This is a genomic window from Prevotella sp. tc2-28 (assembly GCF_900107705.1).
Taxonomy (GTDB): domain Bacteria; phylum Bacteroidota; class Bacteroidia; order Bacteroidales; family Bacteroidaceae; genus Prevotella.
The window spans coordinates 105,093-122,194 of record NZ_FNRE01000002.1 but is presented as its reverse complement, the minus strand read 5'-3'; the positions used below and the strand labels follow the sequence as shown (position 1 = coordinate 122,194).

Annotated in this window: 17 protein-coding genes; 5 read left to right on the top strand and 12 right to left on the bottom strand. The window is 46.9% G+C overall.

The window, feature by feature from the left end; all coding sequences use genetic code 11:
- Nucleotides 1-296: 296 nt before the first annotated feature.
- Nucleotides 297-557, top strand: a complete 261-nt coding sequence (locus BLU47_RS02120) for a tyrosine-type recombinase/integrase (RefSeq protein ID WP_036929669.1) — start codon at nucleotides 297-299, stop codon at nucleotides 555-557.
- 240 nt (nucleotides 558-797) lie between these two features.
- Here BLU47_RS02120 and BLU47_RS02115 read toward each other — a convergent pair whose 3' ends face one another.
- The 3 genes from BLU47_RS02115 to BLU47_RS02105 are packed head-to-tail and all read right to left on the bottom strand — an operon-like array spanning nucleotide 798 to nucleotide 3,118.
- Nucleotides 798-1,664 (bottom strand): radical SAM mobile pair protein B, encoded by an 867-nt coding sequence (locus tag BLU47_RS02115; RefSeq protein ID WP_027454042.1) that lies wholly within the window; start codon nucleotides 1,662-1,664, stop codon nucleotides 798-800.
- Nucleotides 1,651-2,340, bottom strand: coding sequence for a radical SAM mobile pair protein A (locus BLU47_RS02110; RefSeq protein ID WP_024990706.1), 690 nt, complete (start codon nucleotides 2,338-2,340; stop codon nucleotides 1,651-1,653). Before BLU47_RS02110 ends, BLU47_RS02115 begins: the two co-directional genes overlap by 14 nt.
- Nucleotides 2,341-2,350: 10 nt before the next feature.
- Nucleotides 2,351-3,118, bottom strand: coding sequence for an MBL fold metallo-hydrolase (locus BLU47_RS02105; protein WP_091957791.1), 768 nt, complete (start codon nucleotides 3,116-3,118; stop codon nucleotides 2,351-2,353).
- A gap of 143 nt (nucleotides 3,119-3,261) precedes the next feature.
- On the opposite strand from BLU47_RS02105, the gene BLU47_RS02100 reads away from it, so the two are divergent.
- The 3 genes from BLU47_RS02100 to BLU47_RS02090 are packed head-to-tail and all read left to right on the top strand — an operon-like array spanning nucleotide 3,262 to nucleotide 5,502.
- Nucleotides 3,262-4,155, top strand: a complete 894-nt coding sequence (locus BLU47_RS02100; protein ID WP_024990708.1) for a helix-turn-helix domain-containing protein — start codon at nucleotides 3,262-3,264, stop codon at nucleotides 4,153-4,155.
- Between the two features lie 23 nt (nucleotides 4,156-4,178).
- The gene (locus tag BLU47_RS02095) at nucleotides 4,179-4,325 is read left to right on the top strand and encodes a DMT family transporter (RefSeq protein ID WP_091957789.1); all 147 of its coding nucleotides are present in this window, start codon (nucleotides 4,179-4,181) and stop codon (nucleotides 4,323-4,325) included.
- 7 nt (nucleotides 4,326-4,332) lie between these two features.
- Nucleotides 4,333-5,502: an IS4 family transposase gene (locus BLU47_RS02090; RefSeq protein ID WP_091957786.1), complete on the top strand. Its 1,170-nt coding sequence runs from the start codon at nucleotides 4,333-4,335 to the stop codon at nucleotides 5,500-5,502.
- 753 nt (nucleotides 5,503-6,255) lie between these two features.
- On the opposite strand, the gene BLU47_RS02085 is transcribed toward BLU47_RS02090, so the two are convergent.
- The 7 genes from BLU47_RS02085 to BLU47_RS02055 form a co-directional block, all read right to left on the bottom strand.
- Complete coding sequence (locus BLU47_RS02085) at nucleotides 6,256-6,735, bottom strand: D-Ala-D-Ala carboxypeptidase family metallohydrolase (protein WP_091957784.1); 480 nt, start codon at nucleotides 6,733-6,735, stop codon at nucleotides 6,256-6,258.
- A gap of 56 nt (nucleotides 6,736-6,791) precedes the next feature.
- A complete protein-coding gene (locus BLU47_RS02080) occupies nucleotides 6,792-9,284 on the bottom strand; it encodes a BT4734/BF3469 family protein (RefSeq protein WP_091957781.1) in 2,493 nt (830 codons plus the stop codon).
- Nucleotides 9,285-9,392: 108 nt separating this feature from the next.
- Nucleotides 9,393-9,722: a hypothetical protein gene (locus BLU47_RS02075; RefSeq protein WP_091957778.1), complete on the bottom strand. Its 330-nt coding sequence runs from the start codon at nucleotides 9,720-9,722 to the stop codon at nucleotides 9,393-9,395.
- A gap of 106 nt (nucleotides 9,723-9,828) precedes the next feature.
- Nucleotides 9,829-10,149 carry a hypothetical protein gene (locus BLU47_RS02070; protein WP_091957776.1) on the bottom strand — a complete coding sequence of 107 codons (321 nt, stop codon included), beginning with the start codon at nucleotides 10,147-10,149 and terminating at the stop codon, nucleotides 9,829-9,831.
- Between the two features lie 6 nt (nucleotides 10,150-10,155).
- Nucleotides 10,156-10,545: a hypothetical protein gene (locus BLU47_RS02065; protein WP_143025431.1), complete on the bottom strand. Its 390-nt coding sequence runs from the start codon at nucleotides 10,543-10,545 to the stop codon at nucleotides 10,156-10,158.
- Nucleotides 10,546-10,652: 107 nt separating this feature from the next.
- Entirely contained in the window at nucleotides 10,653-11,129 is a 477-nt protein-coding gene (locus BLU47_RS02060; protein WP_091957772.1) for a hypothetical protein, read from the bottom strand.
- Nucleotides 11,130-11,320: 191 nt separating this feature from the next.
- Entirely contained in the window at nucleotides 11,321-12,154 is an 834-nt protein-coding gene (locus BLU47_RS02055) for a LexA family protein (protein WP_091957769.1), read from the bottom strand.
- 328 nt (nucleotides 12,155-12,482) lie between these two features.
- On the opposite strand from BLU47_RS02055, the gene BLU47_RS02050 reads away from it, so the two are divergent.
- Nucleotides 12,483-13,136, top strand: coding sequence for a putative polyvalent protein kinase domain-containing protein (locus tag BLU47_RS02050; protein ID WP_091957767.1), 654 nt, complete (start codon nucleotides 12,483-12,485; stop codon nucleotides 13,134-13,136).
- 84 nt (nucleotides 13,137-13,220) lie between these two features.
- Here the strand turns inward: BLU47_RS02050 and BLU47_RS02045 are convergent, their stop codons facing one another.
- A complete protein-coding gene (locus tag BLU47_RS02045; protein ID WP_091957764.1) occupies nucleotides 13,221-15,593 on the bottom strand; it encodes a phospholipase D-like domain-containing protein in 2,373 nt (790 codons plus the stop codon).
- Entirely contained in the window at nucleotides 15,580-17,097 is a 1,518-nt protein-coding gene (locus BLU47_RS02040) for a hypothetical protein (RefSeq protein WP_091957762.1), read from the bottom strand. The genes BLU47_RS02045 and BLU47_RS02040 overlap by 14 nt, the downstream gene beginning before the upstream one ends.
- Nucleotides 17,098-17,102 lie beyond the last annotated feature (5 nt).

The following is a 17,102-nucleotide window of genomic DNA, read 5'->3' as shown; positions in this document are numbered from 1 at the left end:
CGAATTATTTCACCCCTGGGCCTGAAAAGTTTTTATTGGATGCCCTGCAGACGGCAAAAAGTTTTTGAAAAAATCCGAGGAATAAGGCACCTGGTACTTGCAGAATACGGCTTGCACTAACTTTGCGACGGAAAAAGTAAGTGTGACTCGCTTCGTCAGGAAAAGGCATAAATGAAGAAGTCGGAATAAGAATGTTTTCGTTAAGCCAAATGACCAAAGTCAAACTTGTTTGTGCTTTGGCATGGCGAGAAAACTTCGCTAAATGCAACAATTCAGTGACAGATACGAAAAGGAGGATGCCGTCAGTAAGAGACAAGCGGGTGTCGCCGCACACCATCCGCCACACCACTGCTACCCATCTGCTGCAAGCTGGCGTAGATATCAATACCATCAGGGCATGGTTGGGACACGTGTCTGTGGAGACAACGAACATCTATGCTGAGGTGAATTTGGAAATGAAGGCCAAAGCCTTGCTGAATTGTGAGATGAAGGCTAAAAAATCCAAAAAGCATTGGAGAGATGACAAAAACCTAATGGCATTTTTGGATAGTCTGTGATTTATGTGTAACTTTGCGCAGTCAAATTTATGTTGTGACAACATAACACCTCAATGACTACAACCGCTACGACGCTAAGATGATAGATGCCCGGCATAAGGAAGAGATGCGCGACACGCAATTCCCCAAGGATTTGGAGCGTGCATACGAGTTAGAGAAACGGCTTGTTAATGCTGCAAAATAAAACCGCATACGGCAGTATTGTACGTATGCGGCAATATAATTGAAATCGAAGTCATGCTATCGCGTCAGCCTGATTTCCTCGTGGTAGAAATAGTTGACCACGACGGGATGGCCATACTCTGAGCGACCATAGGGCAGGTCGTTGATGACGTAGGGCATCTGGTGCTCCTTCGTGTAGGCTTCCACCTGCAGGGCGAGCGTCTGCCAGTAGTCACGGCGCTTGCGCTTGTAGATGTCGTCGTAGAGCGGTAGCAGGTCGGGATGCTCTTCGCGGATGTACTGCATGATGGTGGGCTTGAACTGTCCGCGAAGGTTCAGGTTCTCCAGCCATACAAGGTCAGAATAATCCTTAACACGCTCGATGATGGCAAAGACATCGGTAATGCCTGGGAAGATGGGTGACACGAAGCAGACGGTGCGGATGCCCGACTCATAGACCTGCTTCATTGCAGCCAGTCGTCGCTCGATGCTGGGCGCATCGTCCATCGCTTCCTTGAACTGCTCGTCGAGGGTGTTTACAGACCACGATACCGTGACGCGCTTGAACGTTTTCAGCAGGTCGAGGTCACGCAACACGAGGTCGCTCTTCGTGGTGACGATAATCTCGCAGTCGGCACCCTGTAGCTGTTCCAGCAGTGCACGGGTACGCTTGTATTCAGCCTCCTGCTCGTTGTAGCCGTCTGTCACCGAACCGATGACGATGCGCTCGCCGTCGTACTTGTGCGGATTGGTTATGGCAGGCCAGTACTTCACGTCGAGGAAAGTCCCCCACGGCTCGGTATGACCTGTGAAGCGCTTCATAAAAGAGGCGTAACAGTACTTGCAGGCATGGGTACAGCCCACGTACGGATTGACGGAATAACCGCCCACAGGCAGCGATGACTTTGTCATCACCGACTGCACTTGTTTGTCATTTATAATCATAACCCTGTTGTTTTAATACTTCCTTAAATTCCTGTGGCAACTCCTGTACCATATTTGCCTCCCCCATAATGGGAACGAGGTCTTCCTTCATGAAAACGGGAATGTTCAGCCGGTGTGCCTGTTCTGTCAAATTCTCCACCCAACTGACTTCCGACACGGCCTTGCCCTTGCGCTTACCCGTTTCCGTTCCTATCACAATCCAGCTAATGCCGTGCAAGTCAACCTCTCCAATATCGTTGAACATCGGCTCGAAGGTGACATGCAGGTGAGTTGAACCTACATTCTCCCGCAACTGGTCGATACGCTGCTTTTCCTTCGAAGAGGTCACCGTGACTCCAAACCATCCGTTGTCGGGTGTAACTGACATGTGCAGCAGGTCGGGCCGTTTACTGAGAAACAGATATTGGTGCTGCACGTTCTGGCGCATCTTGTCGAACACCAGTTCACGCCATTCGTCTTTCCACCCCGCGAGGTCACTCATGCCTGTCAGCAGCCAGTTGTGGGGCTTCGGATTGCCCATCAGCCGCAGCTTGCCAGGATAGAATTCCGGCACAGAGAAATCGTCTGTAATGTGGTAGCGACGACAATTGTTGCGGGCATAGCAATAACTACAGCCGATATTACAGCCAATCACAAGATTCATGTTCTGAATCAGGTCTTTGATACAAACACTCATCGTCTCTCGTTTACTTGCTGACATTTACGCTCTCACCGTCCTCGGGAATGTGGACGCGCCCAGCCACTCCATGCTCCCTGGCAGCCCGAAGGAGTGCGGCATGGGTGACGTAATTGTGGTTCACGCCCTCCAGGTGGGTGGCCACGAAGGTGGCCTTCGGTGCGTAGTCCATCGTCTTCAGCACATCGGGAATGTGCATGATGACATGCCCTCCCACATAAAACTTGTTGCCGCCAGCATTGACTATCACCACATCGGGCTGCCAGCGGTCAAGGTTGCGACGCACACCACTATACCAGATGGTGTCGCCAGCCAGATAGGTCGTAGGCTCCGCAGGGTGCTGGAACACATAGCCGCAGGTGTGGCCGGCCTTCGGCAGCATCCACCAGTGGCCGTGATGGCTCTCAGCCTTCGACAGATGAACATCGCCCAGCTGCATCTCGCCCTCAATCACCTTCACCTGCTTGAACCCATGCGACACGACCACCTCACGGTCCAGCTCGTCCTGCACGACGATGAGCATTTCCTTCGGCAGCTGCTCATAAGCGGCATCGTCTATGTGGTCAGTGTGCAGATGGGTCAGCAACACGCAGTCCACATCCCTTAATAGTTCGTCCACCGTCATCGGCAGGTTGTAAATCGGGTTGCGCAATTTCTGATGGTGCGAGAACGGGAACGGAGGCATACAGCCCTTTTCGCCCAGCATGGGGTCTATCAGCATCACCTTACCGGCATACTCAATCTTAATCGTAGCGTTTCTAATCTGTTGAATCTTCATGTTCTTTTCTGTTTTTTTGATTTCTGGGTGCAAAGGTACGGCGAAATGTTAAAGATGTCTATACCAGAACAACATGTTGTTATGCCATTTTGATAAATCACGCTTTTTTCGTACCTTCGCAGCCGAAATCATATAAAAGAGGTATGGCAAAAACAACATACAGGCTCGTAGAGGTGCCTTTCAGCAAGACGGAATGTGGTGTAGATTTCTTTATCAACACCGCCCATGGCAGTGAGCGGAGGGGCGTGCTGACGGAATACCCCGTGTTCAAGACCGATTTTTTCGAGATGTTCTTCTTCCGTAAGGCCAATGGCTATCTGTTGCTGGGCTACCAGAAGATAGAACTGCGCGATGGCATGGTGCTCATCCTGAAGCCCCACCAGCAGCAGGAATGGCACATTGACGAAGATGCCCTCGACTACGATTTCCTTATCTTCCGCAACGACTTCATGCGTACGTTTATTGCCGACAAGTTCTTTGTCTATCGCCTGCAGTACTGCCAGCAGACCGACACGCCACCATACTTCATGGCAACAGCCGACGAACTGACGGAATACGAACGGCTGCTGAAGAAAATCCGCAGCGAACTGCGCCAGCCTGTAGCCGACAGCTACCATATCATCGTCAGCGTGCTCTACTATCTGCTGGCCGTCTTGAACCGACGCTATACCGAGACATATAGTCTGCCCTTTGAACTGCCGAAGAACCACTACGCTTTCCTGTTTGTGGAACTGATGGAGCAGCACATCCGCGACCTGCAGCGTGTGCAGGAATATGCCGACCTGATGCACGTCAGCCGGGTGACGCTTAACCAGAGCGTCATGGCGCAATATGGTGTTCCAGCCACCGTCCTGCTGAAGCAACGCCTGCTGGCCGAAATCAAGAACGGACTGTTGTTCAGCCACAAGACGGTCAGCGAGATTGCCTACGACTTCCACTTCTCAGAGCCTTCACATCTGATGCGGTTCTTCAAGAAAGCCACAGGCAAGACGTGTACACAATTCCAGCAAGAATACGAGAATGGAACGTTTGAATAACTCTTTTAGGTAAATTTCAATTTATGAAAGAATGGCTGTTTCTGATTGGTGCCATCTTCCTGGAGACGTTTGCCACCTCGATGCTCAAATACTCCGAGCAGTTTACTAAGCTGCTGCCCACCACCGCAATGGTTGTAGGCTATATGTTCTCGTTCTATTGCCTGTTGTGAGAAGGACATGTTCTATCGTTTTATGAATGATGGTAATATCAAGTGGCGCAAGCTGCTGTATGCTATGAATCTCCAGCTGCTGCGTAAGATCAGCCGCAGCACAGAGGCTAAGCATGACAAGCCTGTCTGCCTGATTATCGATGACACTGACGCTCCGAAGAGCGGACGTAAGAGTGAGCTCATCGGCAAGGTATTCTCTCACCTTGAGCACAAGAGCATCCTCGGTTACAAATGTCTGACGCTGCTTCTGAGCGATGGCATGAGCCAGTTGTTCCTCGATTTCTCGCTTCATGGCGAAGAGGGCCGCAAACCTGACAAGAAGCAGGGGCTGACGGATAGGCAGCGCAAAGCACGGTATAGCAAGGATCATAGCGGAGAGGCTGTCGAGGAACGCATCAAGGAGTACACGATGTCAAAGATTGACAAGGCCATCGAGATGGTGAAGTACGCCATCAAGCGCGGCATCCGATTCGACTATCTGCTCATTGACAGCTGGTTTACCTGTGCAGACTTTGTGAAACTCATTACCAGCCGACACATCAAGTGCCATCTGATTGGTATGATCAAATTGGGAAAGACCAAATACCACACCCAATGGGGCGACTTGACAGCCAACCAAATCATCAAGAAGCTCCAGAAGCAGGGACTCACCATGCACAATAGGACATTGAAGTGCACTTACTGCACCATAGACGTGAAGTTTGCAGGTACCACCGTGCGCCTGTTCTTCTCGAAACGAGGCAGGAGTGGGCATTGGAATGGATTGCTCACAACGGATCTCTCGCTCAGTTTTCTCAAAGCATATAGGACGTACGCTACCCGCTGGACTACCGAGGTGGCTTATCACGATTGCAAGCAACTGCTCGACTTCTGCAGATGTCAGAGCGTACACTTCTCTGCACAGATTGCCAGCTTCACGCTGACCATGATGCAGTACAACATATTTTGCACGGTGAAACGGTTTGAGGCCTACGAGACCGTCGGAGAACTCTTCCGCGAAGCCACTGCTGGTACTCTCGAGCTGTCTGCCTCGGACAGGATATGGGAACTGATATTGGACACCATTCTGGAAATCGCAGAGATGATCTCTGCCGATGCCAGCGAGCTGCTTTCTGCAGTTATTGATGCCAATCCTAAGTTCCATAAACTCTATCAAATGTATAAATTAGTCGCTTGATGAATGAATATTCACTTGCGAAAGTTCAGTATAATTATCTTTGCCGTCCAAAAAAGAGAGAGGTAGCTCGGTTTAATTGGATAAGGTACGGTTTAGTTTATTCCCATATTATATATCCATAACCTAAACTAAACCTTATATCTTCCGGCTATAATATATATTTGTTGCTCAGAAGGGACAGAATAAGAGCCTGGAGGGACACGAAGGGAGAAAAGTGTCCCCAGAGGGACAGATTTCGAAAAATGGCACAAAGGGACAAAAACAGGGACAACACTTTTTAACAACCCAATTTTGAGTTACAAAATGCACCGTTTTTTCGTCTGATTATAAAGATATACAAAGAACTGCAAAGATAAATGTACCTAAATGGACAGAAATTGGAAGTTGCATTTCACTCGCTTCACAGAGAATACAAAAATGTGCAAAAATCCGTGTTAACGAATGTGAATATACAAAGAACTGGAAAATCGATTTTGCAGTTTTTTGCATTTTCTTTTTTTGACGGCAGTCATATTTGCAGATTTTTGTATATTTTCCGTCCCTCCTCCGTCCCTCGGCATAGTATCTGTCCCATATAATTGGAGGAATATGCGCTGATTATCAGCGACTTATATTTGCAGATTTTACATTCTGCGTCGGAAAGTAGATTCTGCGTGGGAAAGTAATGAAAAAGCCGCCGATAGTCACGATGGATTATCGGCGGCAGATGCAAAGAGGAACAATTACCAGGCTGCGTCGAGCACTTTGCCGACCTCAGCGAAGAGATTGTATCAGACGCACTTTCCTGCGATTGTCTGACGGCCTTACGGCGAAGTGGAGCCAATAGCCGCCCTTGGGCGAGCGTTCGATGAGGAGTTCATCGAAGTCCTCGCGGCTCTCATCGCTGATGTCGAGCAGGATGACGGAATATCGGAGGGCTTGCTCCATGCCTGCGACACGAATGTCTGCGGCGCAGCCTGTCAGGTGGTTTGAGCCTTTGGCACCGCCTATGGCCTTGTTAACTGCCTCACTTCGATAGCTACTGTTGATGATGATGGGGTCATCGCCCTCGCCATAGCGACGGTTCCACTCGTCGCGCAGCATTTCCAACCAACTACAAAGCCTACGAAGATTCTCGATATGTACGTGCGAAGGGATGTTTCCATCAGGTGTCTTCGCACTCGTTTTGCACATCTCAGCGAGCGTAAAATGCTCGCTGAGTCGTGCCTGTTTGTTGATACTTACTTCTGTCATAATCTCATGTTTTTTTGATTTTCCTAATGCAACTGTGTAACTGCGTCACAGCGTCGTCAGAGCATCACAGTGCCAGTCTTCTTATACCTGGCTTTGGTGGTGCCGTTCTCCACGAACTCTTCCACCTTTTCAGCCAGGCGGTCTTTCATCAGGCGGAACACCCGGGCGCGAGCCGACGTGTTGTTCTTCAGCCCAAAACAGCGCATCACATCCTCTGTCGTAAACTCCTCCGGCAGTCGTGCAAAAGCCTCGAAGGTCTTTTGTCTGCGTTGTACGTTCACGCTGGCGTCCTTCAACTTGTTGTCGAAGTAGTTCTCCGCCATCGCTCCGAAGTAGTGACGTTGACAGGCATACTGGATGTTCGTGATCAGCTCTGCCAGTCGCCAGTCCACCTCGTCCGTCTCGAACTCGCCACACCAGTAGTCACCGTCCTGGTGCATCTTGTCCCAGTGGCGCATCACGATGAACGGAGCAGAGAAGTTCAGGCCATGATAGGCACATCGTTTCAGCAACATCTCGTCGGCTTTCGAGTCGTTGTCGGCAGCATCAGCCATGCGACGTGCCGTCCAGTCGTAGAGCTCGTCCACTATCTTCTGCACCGTCAGCTCACCCTTCATCCTGTCCAGCTTCTCAGCCCATTCCTTCAGTCGGTTGTCACTCTCGTAGTCCACCGTCAACTCACGCGTCATCATCTCGAAGTTGGTGGCAGGCAACGGAATGCAGGTCAATCGCGTAGCCAGACCAGAACCGAAGTTCTGCTCGTTCACCATCTTCTTCAGGGCTATCGGCGTTCCGGTATAGATGAAGTTCCAGATGACGAAGAAGTTCTGGAGGATGCTGTCCACGTTCGAGTAAGCCTGACCGTCCTCCTCGTTGTGGAAGGCTTTCAGCTGCAAGGCCTGCTTGTCGATGTATGCCCCACCCTTCTGCAGCGACAGCGTGTTGTCCAGCTCCGTGTCGAAGGTCAGCATGTGCAACTGCATCAGCTCTCCGTCCACCTCCTCCACGGCGTTCACCATGTCCTGAATAAACTGGGCATTCGAGGTTCGAGCCGGGTGGATGCGAATCACCACCTTCGGCTTCTTCGGTTTCTCCTTGTTGGCACCCTTTGTGCGCATCTGCTCACGATAGGCATTGATAGCATCTTTTCCCACCTTGTCGGCTTCCACGATGGGCGATGCCAGCAACTTGAACAGTCGGGTGGCAAAGCTCTTACCACTGGCAGGATCACCGATGATCAGCGTCGAGTTGTTGAGTCTGCGGAGTTCCTCCGGACGGTGGTAGAAGCGGTAGGTACAGCGCGTCATGAGCGTCATCAGCAGACCGCCACCCACAAACAATGCTGCCGGATACTGGTTGCGCTTCAGTCCCTTGCAGATGTCGCGCAACAGGGGGAAATCGTCGAACATCGACTCTATCTGTGCACCCCAGTCCCACAAGCGTTGGTTGATGTCGGACTCAGCGGTGAGAGGTGAGAGGTAAGAGGTCAGAGAAATGTTCAAGCCCTGGAGGGTTTCGCGCATCATTTTGCTCAGTCCTTTCACGGGTTCCTTGCAGGCCGAATCGACGATGCTGCACAGTTCCTGTTCGTCCAGTCCCAGCCGTGGCATGATCTGCAGCAGCAGAGCCTTGTTATTGTCGCAGATAGCCCTCAGGTTCACCGCCAACTGGTACAGCTTCACGTTCCGTTCACCCTCCTGCGGCACACCCCCATTATGCGTCCACCACGCATCGATGATCTCACTATAAGGCACCCCCTTGAACGATAGAGGACCCACCTCCGTCCCCTCCCTGTGATGGAGGGGCGTAGATAGTTTTTGATCTTGAGTCTGACCACTCCCCTCACTAACAGGGAGGGGCTGGGGGTGGGTCTCTTGTGAATGACCGTCTCGATATAGAGCAGTATATCGCTCTGCAAACGCCTTGTTCTCATAGGTGAACAACTCCTTGTCCAGATACAGGATATCCGACTCTTTGCAGATGAACGACATGCGACTGGCGTCCTTGCAACTCTCGTCCACCTCCACGCCCAGCAGCTTCGCCATCTGGTGCTGGTTGTCAATCAGGTTACCCCATTCCGTGCGTGCCTTGAACACGATCTTCAACCCATGTCCGGAGGGTGTGATGTAGATGAGTAAGATGGACCCCCTCTTATCCCCCTGCAAGGGGGATGCAAATAGTTCTGCGTGCTCTTTTTGCCACTTGACAAATAGCTCACGTGGTGGCAGCATCATATTACTCCCCTCACTAACAGGGAGGGGCTGGGGGTGGGTCTGCTCCCCCACATGGTCCACGTCCATCACCACCAGTCCCGTCAGTCTCGTAGCACTCTGCTTGCGCCAGGCACCCGTCTTGCCACTCTTCGACGTGGTGTCGTCGAATATAGCCTGGAAGATGAAGGCAGGCAGTTTGCGCTTCAGGGCAGCATCACCCGTCTCTCTGAACTGATCGATATGCTCATTCCATTGTGTAGCCCTGACGAGCGCATAGAACTGCGCTTCGTCAATGGGCAACGTAGGATTATTGAAATTCTTCTGATAACAAAACATATTAGTTTACCGTTTACTGTTTACCGTTTACTGTTTACCGTTTACTGTTTACCGGTTATTCTTGCGTCCCTTCGGTAGCAAGCGAGCAGAGCTCGAGCGGTTTATTGTTTAAATGGTTTCTATCAGTTCTTTGTCAAGCAAGGATGTCTTGGCTTCCTTCATCTCTCGGTCGATGATGCTCAGGATGCGGGGCAGTCCCAGCTTCTTATAGATGCTCAGGAAAACCTTGTACTTCTCCGGCGACTCCTTCACCCAGCCCATCTCCAGCTGATGCACCAGCTTGTCCTTGGCCCGTTGCTTCTTCGTCTTGTGCTTCCAGTCGTCAAATGTTATAACACCTGTTGCCAAAGCCTTTTTCATCTGACCTGGAACACTCTTACCACTCATGAGGCGGATATATGCCTCTTCTGAAATGTCAATATTAATATTAATTATCATAATCGATTCGAATTTGTGAGCTATCAGGAGAAAGCGAAGATTTTAGTTTGAGCTCAATTCCGTACGTACACATTTTCTCCGCTCATGCCTTCGACTCGGTTATTGGTTATTCTTGCGTCCCTTCGGTAGCAAGCGAGCAGAGCTCGAGCGGGTTATTGTCCAAAGCTTCTCTCAGTGTCAGTTCACTGGTCAGCAGGAAGAGGAACTTCTCCTGGGCATCGGCAAAGCCTACCGACTCCAGCATCTTCACGATCTCTGCCACGGTGGATGACAGTCCCATCAGCGCCACCAGCGAGGGGTGTTCCACATGGGTATGCTGTCCCATTACATGCATCAGATCAATCATCAGCTGCTCTGATTCCTTCACTACGGCTTCCGCCTCCATGAACGCAGCATTCGTGCGCATCTCGTTCTTGTCTTTTTTCATTGTTGTTTACTGTTTAACGATTTTTTTTTTATCAAATCTCTGACACATCACCTTGAACATCGTTCGTTGCACTTCGTGATCGAACAAATACCTGTCACCCGTGTGCAAATAGTCCATCAGTGCGCCAATCATCTCCACCTGCCTGTCCGTCGTGTTGAACTCCAACATCTTGTTCGTCTTGACGTCCAGTGATTCTTCGCCCGTCCACTTTTTCAGCAAGTCGCGCATCGTTCTCAGACAATGGTCTGAAATGTCCGTCTCTTCCTCAGCCTTACGCTCCCATATGGCGCATTTCTGCCTGGCCTGATTCAGAGCCGCTTTGGTCTGGTTTAAAGCTTCTTGAGTTTCTTTCAGCTGCTGCTTGGTCAACTCCAATTCATTTTTCTCTTTTTTCATTTCTTTTTTCATTTCTTTTGAGTTTTAATTCGTTGCAAAGGTATGTTGTTTTCTCGCTCGTTTTCTGGTCAGCCATCGTGGTTTCCGACAATCCTTCCGACAATCCTTTATTCCTTCCGAGATGCTTCCGGGTTTGAGCACCGATTCCTGTTGAAAGCCAGCAGAAACAGTCTCACGATGTTGATTCTCCTCTTCCCTTCGACATCACTGGGGCCATCGCTGAACGTCCATTCGGGATAGTGTCCGCCTATCGTGTGCAAAGTGTCGTAGAGTGTTGTCTTGCCAGGTGTCTTTTCGATACCCAGAAGCTTCAAGTATGCGATATAGTCCAACGGCGAGTAGAAGAAGGGAGCACCCTTCAGCAATTCCTCATTCATGGCTGCCATGATGTACGAATGATCACGTGGGAAGCGTATCACCTTGCGCTTCTCCAGTTCGCTGATGGCTCTGGCAAAGCTTACATCCATGCTTGTAGCCATCTGTTCACCATCCGTTTCCACTACATTCACATCATGACAAAGCCGGAGCATTCCCAACACATGCTCATAGGCACTGTCGTCTACGTTCAAAATAATCTCTTTCATCTTTCCGAAGCGTTGTGAGATGTGACAGGCGTACGTACTTTCCTCATGAGACCTCACAATCTCGGATTAATACTGTGTGATCTTTGAATCACACGGCAAAGGTAATGCTATCTTTTCAGCATAAGGCATAAAAAAACTGGTCATTCCTGAACGACCAGAAATGACCAGAAAATGTAGGGGTAAATAGGATTTCAGCGGGCTATCAGGCTCCTGAAGATATCAACCAGCGACCAGAACTGCTGTTCATCGGCATATTTGTTTTTCGTGGGATCAGTATAGTCACTGAGCGATGTCTTCGAAGTTCGCTTAAAGCCAAACTCAGAACCGTACTCAGCCCATGTCGGGCGACGAATGGCACCTGCCTCCATCGCTGCACGCAAAGGCATCAGTATGTCCCTGGGCTTTTGTTTTCCGTCAGATAGTTCGTGCAGACGTCCTACCACCTTGTCGGCACACGCTGGACTAATGACAAGCTTCTTGAAATCCTCCGACTGAGCTTGCTCGACCGCCATCTGTGCCCTTGCCTCCTCGATGCTCTCCATTATATGCGCCATCGTATCCTGGGGATCATGTCGAAGGTGGGCTTTCACCTTGCCGAGGAATCGAACGTTCATGGTGCCATCAATCCTACGCGCTTTATATTTCTTGTTAGAGGGTATCAGCCATTGCTCACCGTTCTCTGCCAGGTAATAAGTCTTCAGAGTCCGTTCACCGTCAATGTCAGCCAGGACAATATCGTGGCTGTGGTATTCAGGCACCATCTCCATCACCAGCAAATCGCCAGGCATGATGTTCGCTCCAATCATGGAATCGCCTTTCGCACGCGTACAATACGTATCGTTTGCACCCAATATGTCGTCAGGCATCATCATCCAGACTGCCGGCACATCGCCAGTATCCTTCGGAATACCGCAAGAAACGGGCGCATCAAAGAAAGGCACTGGTGTGTTAAACACCATCCCTTCCATATCCGACTCGTTCAGCAAATAAGCCTTGCCCGTCTTTTTTATATGCAATCCCGACATAGAATTTGGTTTAAGCTATTGTTACGTTATAGGTATGCCATTGGCAAAAACTGGCTGCAAAAATACAAAATAATAATGGCCTGACAAAACGCCAGACCACTTACTTTTGTTTAATAATCGTTAAATCCTTTAGTACACTCAATCCCACCCTTCATCCATCATACATCACATGTCACCCGTCCCTGTGGCATGTCGATAAATTATTTCTTTGTTTTATTTGCTTGATTAACGATTTTATTGTATCTTTGCATTTGAATATAAGATTCAAACGCGAGAACAGGCTCAGCACTCGACCTGCACTGTCCTTGCCGCTGATATTTAAGAAAAGATGGATTATGACATTTCTCAACCAGTTCCACAAGGAAGTAACGGAGCGCAAGATGCGGAAAATAGCCGCATCGCAGCAATCGCCAATGAGCTCGAGCGACTTTGCACAATACATGAAGCGCAATCTGGAGATAGCCAACAAAATGTAAGTCGTTTCGAGACCGAGCAACGTGCCGCTGAACAAATGGCTAAAAGCCAGGGTTTCTGGATCCCTATGATGGATGTCTTCAATCTTGGTGTTCCTGGTCCAAGCGGCAACGAAAACGACACATACGTTGGAGAGAAAGTCATTTACAAAGTCAACAACCTGCTTAATAGTGGTAGTATTATTGGATTGTTGCACAAGGTCATGATGCACAATATTCTTTTCCCAGATACCGCTTATTCCTTTTATGGCTTTGCTGGGTTTGATGGACGCACCATCCAACCTGTTATTGTACAACCCAGAATAGCCGATGCTCATCCTGCCACAAAGATTCAGATTGACACCTATATGGCTGCCCTCGGTTTCGAGAAGACAACTCAAGATGGCTGTTTCAGAAACAGCCAATACGAGGTTTGGGATGTTTTACCTCGTAATGTTCTCGTCGATGACGAAGGAGACATCTTTGTGGTCGATGCAGAAATCAAGCATATTACTTCTTCCATCACTTAATCCCACCCTTCTTCCACATCAGTCACAGGCAAGGTACTTGTCGGGGTACTTCGGGCTGTCAGTTAAACCTTCCATTTGTGCTCATTAAAGTTTGTCGATAAAGTTCTTAACATGGCTATATCGGAATGCGTAGTCATATCTCTCTGACAAAGGCGAAAGTTCATCCTCAAGGAATTTTTCTGAAGGGATACCGAATAAGGATATAAGGGACTGAAGGGCTTGAAGCACACGATTCTTCAAATGCTCCTCTTTCCAAGTCGCATTTCTATAGAACAATGAACCGAAAAGCAAAGCATACTTCATGGTACGGTCTGTTTTCTTTTTAAAGTCTTCATCTTTGAATGAAGGTTTACCCATTGAACGGCAGAAGCCTGCAAAACGCTCTAGTGCTTCAATCCCGTCAACACACATACTCCTATCTAAACTGTCGTATAACTGCTTTTGGCAACTGCTTCTATAGATAGGGTCTATTTCATCAAATTGGTATTTATGTCTGTTGAGATAGCATATTTCAACAGAAGCAAACATGGATAATGAGAAGAAGTTCAAGTCATCCTTAGTTACGAATTTGAAAACAGATTTGTTGAGCTGTTCTGTACGCTTAGTAATAAGTTTAGAATAGTTTGACAAGACAGAACTAGACAACTCTCCATAACTTTTGATGGTCTTTTTCGATACAGAAATTTCTTCATACTCAACAATCTCTCTATCGTTGCTTGTTTCAGCTTTGCCTTCCTCCTCTTCATCAGTTATGGCGTCATCAATCGAACGAATCTTCTTTCTGATACTTTCTTCAATACATTCTATTAAGCGAGAAGTTCTATCAACAAGAATCGATCTGTGGCTACGAACTTCATCATTGTCATAAGCAGCATTGTATTTTATATCTGGTAATGATTTATCCCTCGTACGTTCTTTGCTTGAAGCAGTAACCTTTCTGAGTTGTTGATTATCATCTGTTTCATTAACAAGATCCCACATAATATCTGTTAGCATGTCTGCGACCTCTAAACCGTCATATCCTTCGTTTTCAATTCGTGAGATAAATCTGTTCAGGCTCCTGCTCGTTTGAGAAGGATTTGTTATTTCAAGATTGGCAATATTATTAATGAATACCTTGTTTGACAAACACTCTCCATTAGATGTAGCAATATAACATACTGACAAATCCTGTGCAAGTTTTGCTTCGACATAGCATCGCTCGTTTTCAATGGTATCTATTTTACAAATAGCCATGTTGTAACCATTATCAATTGCAACAAAACAATCTCCAGGAATTACTTGGTCACAGAAAATGGATAGCCTACCACTGTCATACTGAGCAGACAACACCCTATATTTTCTATGGTCATCATCAGTGCTGTCGGCAACAGCACGTTTCATATCCTTGACCTTAAAATCAATCTTCTGCTTGGTCTTTAAACCCAGTTCACTCATGAAATCAGTATTCGATGAAACATAGATAATACCAAATTCATCATTGATACCTCTGTTCTTGATTGTTCCTAATCCGGCAATAGTCGCATTGGCACTACCAATAACACAAAATTCCTTGTCAGATGTCTTAAAATGTATAATTTTGGCATGAAGCTGTCTGTCATATACCTTAAAGTTCATCTTACCTCTCACAGTCTCCTCAAAATCGAAGAAACTTATTCTTTTATTCTCAGGCATTTTGCATGGAGGGAGTGAACATGTTCGATGTATCAAAACATCGATTTTTGCATTGGTACATAATTCTGCCAATGTCACTAAAGAATCACCATTCTCGTCGAAGAAAGGACTAACAACTGTCACATTCTGCACGTCCTGAAGAGGGACAATATCGGTGATTTGTTTTAAATAGCTTGATGAATCGTCGTTGTAAAGAAGTGCTGCGTACAGTCCACTTTGAACATTACATAACCTATGAGGTACAACATGATATGTGGGACTTAACATCGTGCAATTTTCTGGAATCTCACGAAGAATACGATTATTATCAAAAGAAACGAATTGATTAGAGAATCGATATAGATATCGCCAACACTCTTCTATTAAGGGACGATGAGTATCGTTGTTGCTATCAACCATTAAACCAGTAAACGTTTCATGGTTTTTGCCATGACCAGTTACCGTCAAATTACCTGTACCCAAAACGATGAGAACGGAATCGTCACCAACAAAGATATTTATTTTGGGATGGAATGCGCCTTTTGAGCTAATGCCTTGTATGCTGTATTCTCTGCCTATTCCCTTCATGAAACGGGGATTGACATACTCCATCTCCTTTTCCAGTTGATTCGCATCTGCTAAAACATTAATGCTACATATTTGTTTTCTATGGAGCATGTTTACCAGATGTCTATCAAAATGAATCAGATCAATAGCATACGTCGTCAGAACTGCGGAGTGAAACTTTCCATTTTTTCCACCGCTAGGAATATCTGTAAATATATGATGCTCAATCATTGCCATAGTTCTGAATATAATTGTATGCTATATCCGTTAGCTGCCCGTCAGAGTCGATGTAGCTTAAATCCTGTAGGAAATTATAGAGAGAATCGATACGGGGACTAGTAGCAGTTGGATAACGTATTTCCACTAAAACGACCCTTCCATCTTCAAGAATAAACTTTCGTAGGTCGGTATCTGTATTGCCCATCTTACTAATAGCAATAATAGTATGCTCCTGCATGATTTGGTGTACAATGGAAACTATATACATATCAACAGACTGTTTAGAGTGAAGCAGCACATAAGATTTAAGCCCTTCACTTAATATACCACGCTGGCGAGTCAGATCATTTTCATTTTGAAAAGCCAAGATGCTTTCTTTGTTCAGCTCATATTCATTTTGTAATCTAAGCAATAGCCCCAACGATTGAACTGCTGCCTGAGTATAATCCTTTACATAGATAAACTCCTTCAGTTTATCAAACATCTCTTCGATTTTGCCATTTACATTCTGCTTCCACTCTTCTATTGAAGTATATTTCTTTTGTTCATCCATATATGAAAGCATTCTCTCTTTGATATCCTCCACAAGAATCTTCATCGACGGATTATACAAGTCGTATAATTCATTAAGAATTAAGCAAAAAACGGACTCAATGCAATAATGAAATGCTTCACACAAATAATAGAAATACCAGCCAAACGAGGCATCGTATTCATCATCTTTATCTGCATTCAAAAAACGGTGCTCGACAAAATCATTAACAGTGATGCCTTTATCTAAATCTTTCAGCATCAAAAGTACAGTCTCGCGACGCAAAGAAGAACCGTCATCATCCTGTTTTGTAAGCAAATGATTGAGAGCAACCCATTCTGCCGAGTTTACTACTATTCTGTTCAGGCCTAAAAGTTGTAATTCTTCTATTTCTTCTTCTGCTAAGCTACCTTCTACAATACAATCAATGAAAAGGTCTCTGGCATCTTTATCTACGCTTTTACTAAAGGCAGAAGCCAAAGCTTTTCCTTTGTCTCGAAGATAAAAACGGCCTTCTTCTATCTTGACCAGTTCATAATAAATGAGTGATCCTAAATAGTACTGGCCAAAAGCTCCAGTTTGGTAAGTCCAATATTTATCTTCTGAGCCATAATCACCACCGTCTGCCAAATTATAAAGTCCTTTTTCAATGAGCTTATACCTTTCCTGTGATACAAATAAGGCACCAACGACAGAACCGACATTCTGATTCTTCATGATAAGTGCCATAGCCAGTTCAGCCCGACGTATGAAATTGTACTGGTGAATTTCTGTTTGTTCCTCCGTTTCTAATTTGTCATATTCGTTAAGGAGCCAACAATATAGACTATAATAACGGATGTGACCCGTAAGGTTTGTCATGCCAGGCAACAACCTACTATAGGTCGCAACAGAACTATTCTGTATTCCCATTGGGTCACGCCCCCCCTTGAAGCCATCGTTAGTGGCCCAAAAGGGTGAAGTTATATCAGACTGCTTATATTGTGGCATATTAC

Coding starts and splice junctions, on each gene's coding strand:
- BLU47_RS02070 (WP_091957776.1), bottom strand. CDS start 10,149: ATGAAAAAAGACAAGAACGAGATGCGCACGAATGCTGCGTTCATGGAG.
- BLU47_RS02095 (WP_091957789.1), top strand. CDS start 4,179: ATGAAAGAATGGCTGTTTCTGATTGGTGCCATCTTCCTGGAGACGTTT.
- BLU47_RS02120 (WP_036929669.1), top strand. CDS start 297: ATGCCGTCAGTAAGAGACAAGCGGGTGTCGCCGCACACCATCCGCCAC.
- BLU47_RS02110 (WP_024990706.1), bottom strand. CDS start 2,340: ATGAGTGTTTGTATCAAAGACCTGATTCAGAACATGAATCTTGTGATT.
- BLU47_RS02090 (WP_091957786.1), top strand. CDS start 4,333: ATGTTCTATCGTTTTATGAATGATGGTAATATCAAGTGGCGCAAGCTG.
- BLU47_RS02050 (WP_091957767.1), top strand. CDS start 12,483: ATGGATTATGACATTTCTCAACCAGTTCCACAAGGAAGTAACGGAGCG.
- BLU47_RS02105 (WP_091957791.1), bottom strand. CDS start 3,118: ATGAAGATTCAACAGATTAGAAACGCTACGATTAAGATTGAGTATGCC.
- BLU47_RS02040 (WP_091957762.1), bottom strand. CDS start 17,097: ATGCCACAATATAAGCAGTCTGATATAACTTCACCCTTTTGGGCCACT.
- BLU47_RS02085 (WP_091957784.1), bottom strand. CDS start 6,735: ATGACAGAAGTAAGTATCAACAAACAGGCACGACTCAGCGAGCATTTT.
- BLU47_RS02115 (WP_027454042.1), bottom strand. CDS start 1,664: ATGATTATAAATGACAAACAAGTGCAGTCGGTGATGACAAAGTCATCG.
- BLU47_RS02080 (WP_091957781.1), bottom strand. CDS start 9,284: ATGTTTTGTTATCAGAAGAATTTCAATAATCCTACGTTGCCCATTGAC.
- BLU47_RS02045 (WP_091957764.1), bottom strand. CDS start 15,593: ATGGCAATGATTGAGCATCATATATTTACAGATATTCCTAGCGGTGGA.
- BLU47_RS02065 (WP_143025431.1), bottom strand. CDS start 10,545: ATGAAAAAAGAGAAAAATGAATTGGAGTTGACCAAGCAGCAGCTGAAA.
- BLU47_RS02060 (WP_091957772.1), bottom strand. CDS start 11,129: ATGAAAGAGATTATTTTGAACGTAGACGACAGTGCCTATGAGCATGTG.
- BLU47_RS02055 (WP_091957769.1), bottom strand. CDS start 12,154: ATGTCGGGATTGCATATAAAAAAGACGGGCAAGGCTTATTTGCTGAAC.
- BLU47_RS02100 (WP_024990708.1), top strand. CDS start 3,262: ATGGCAAAAACAACATACAGGCTCGTAGAGGTGCCTTTCAGCAAGACG.
- BLU47_RS02075 (WP_091957778.1), bottom strand. CDS start 9,722: ATGATAATTAATATTAATATTGACATTTCAGAAGAGGCATATATCCGC.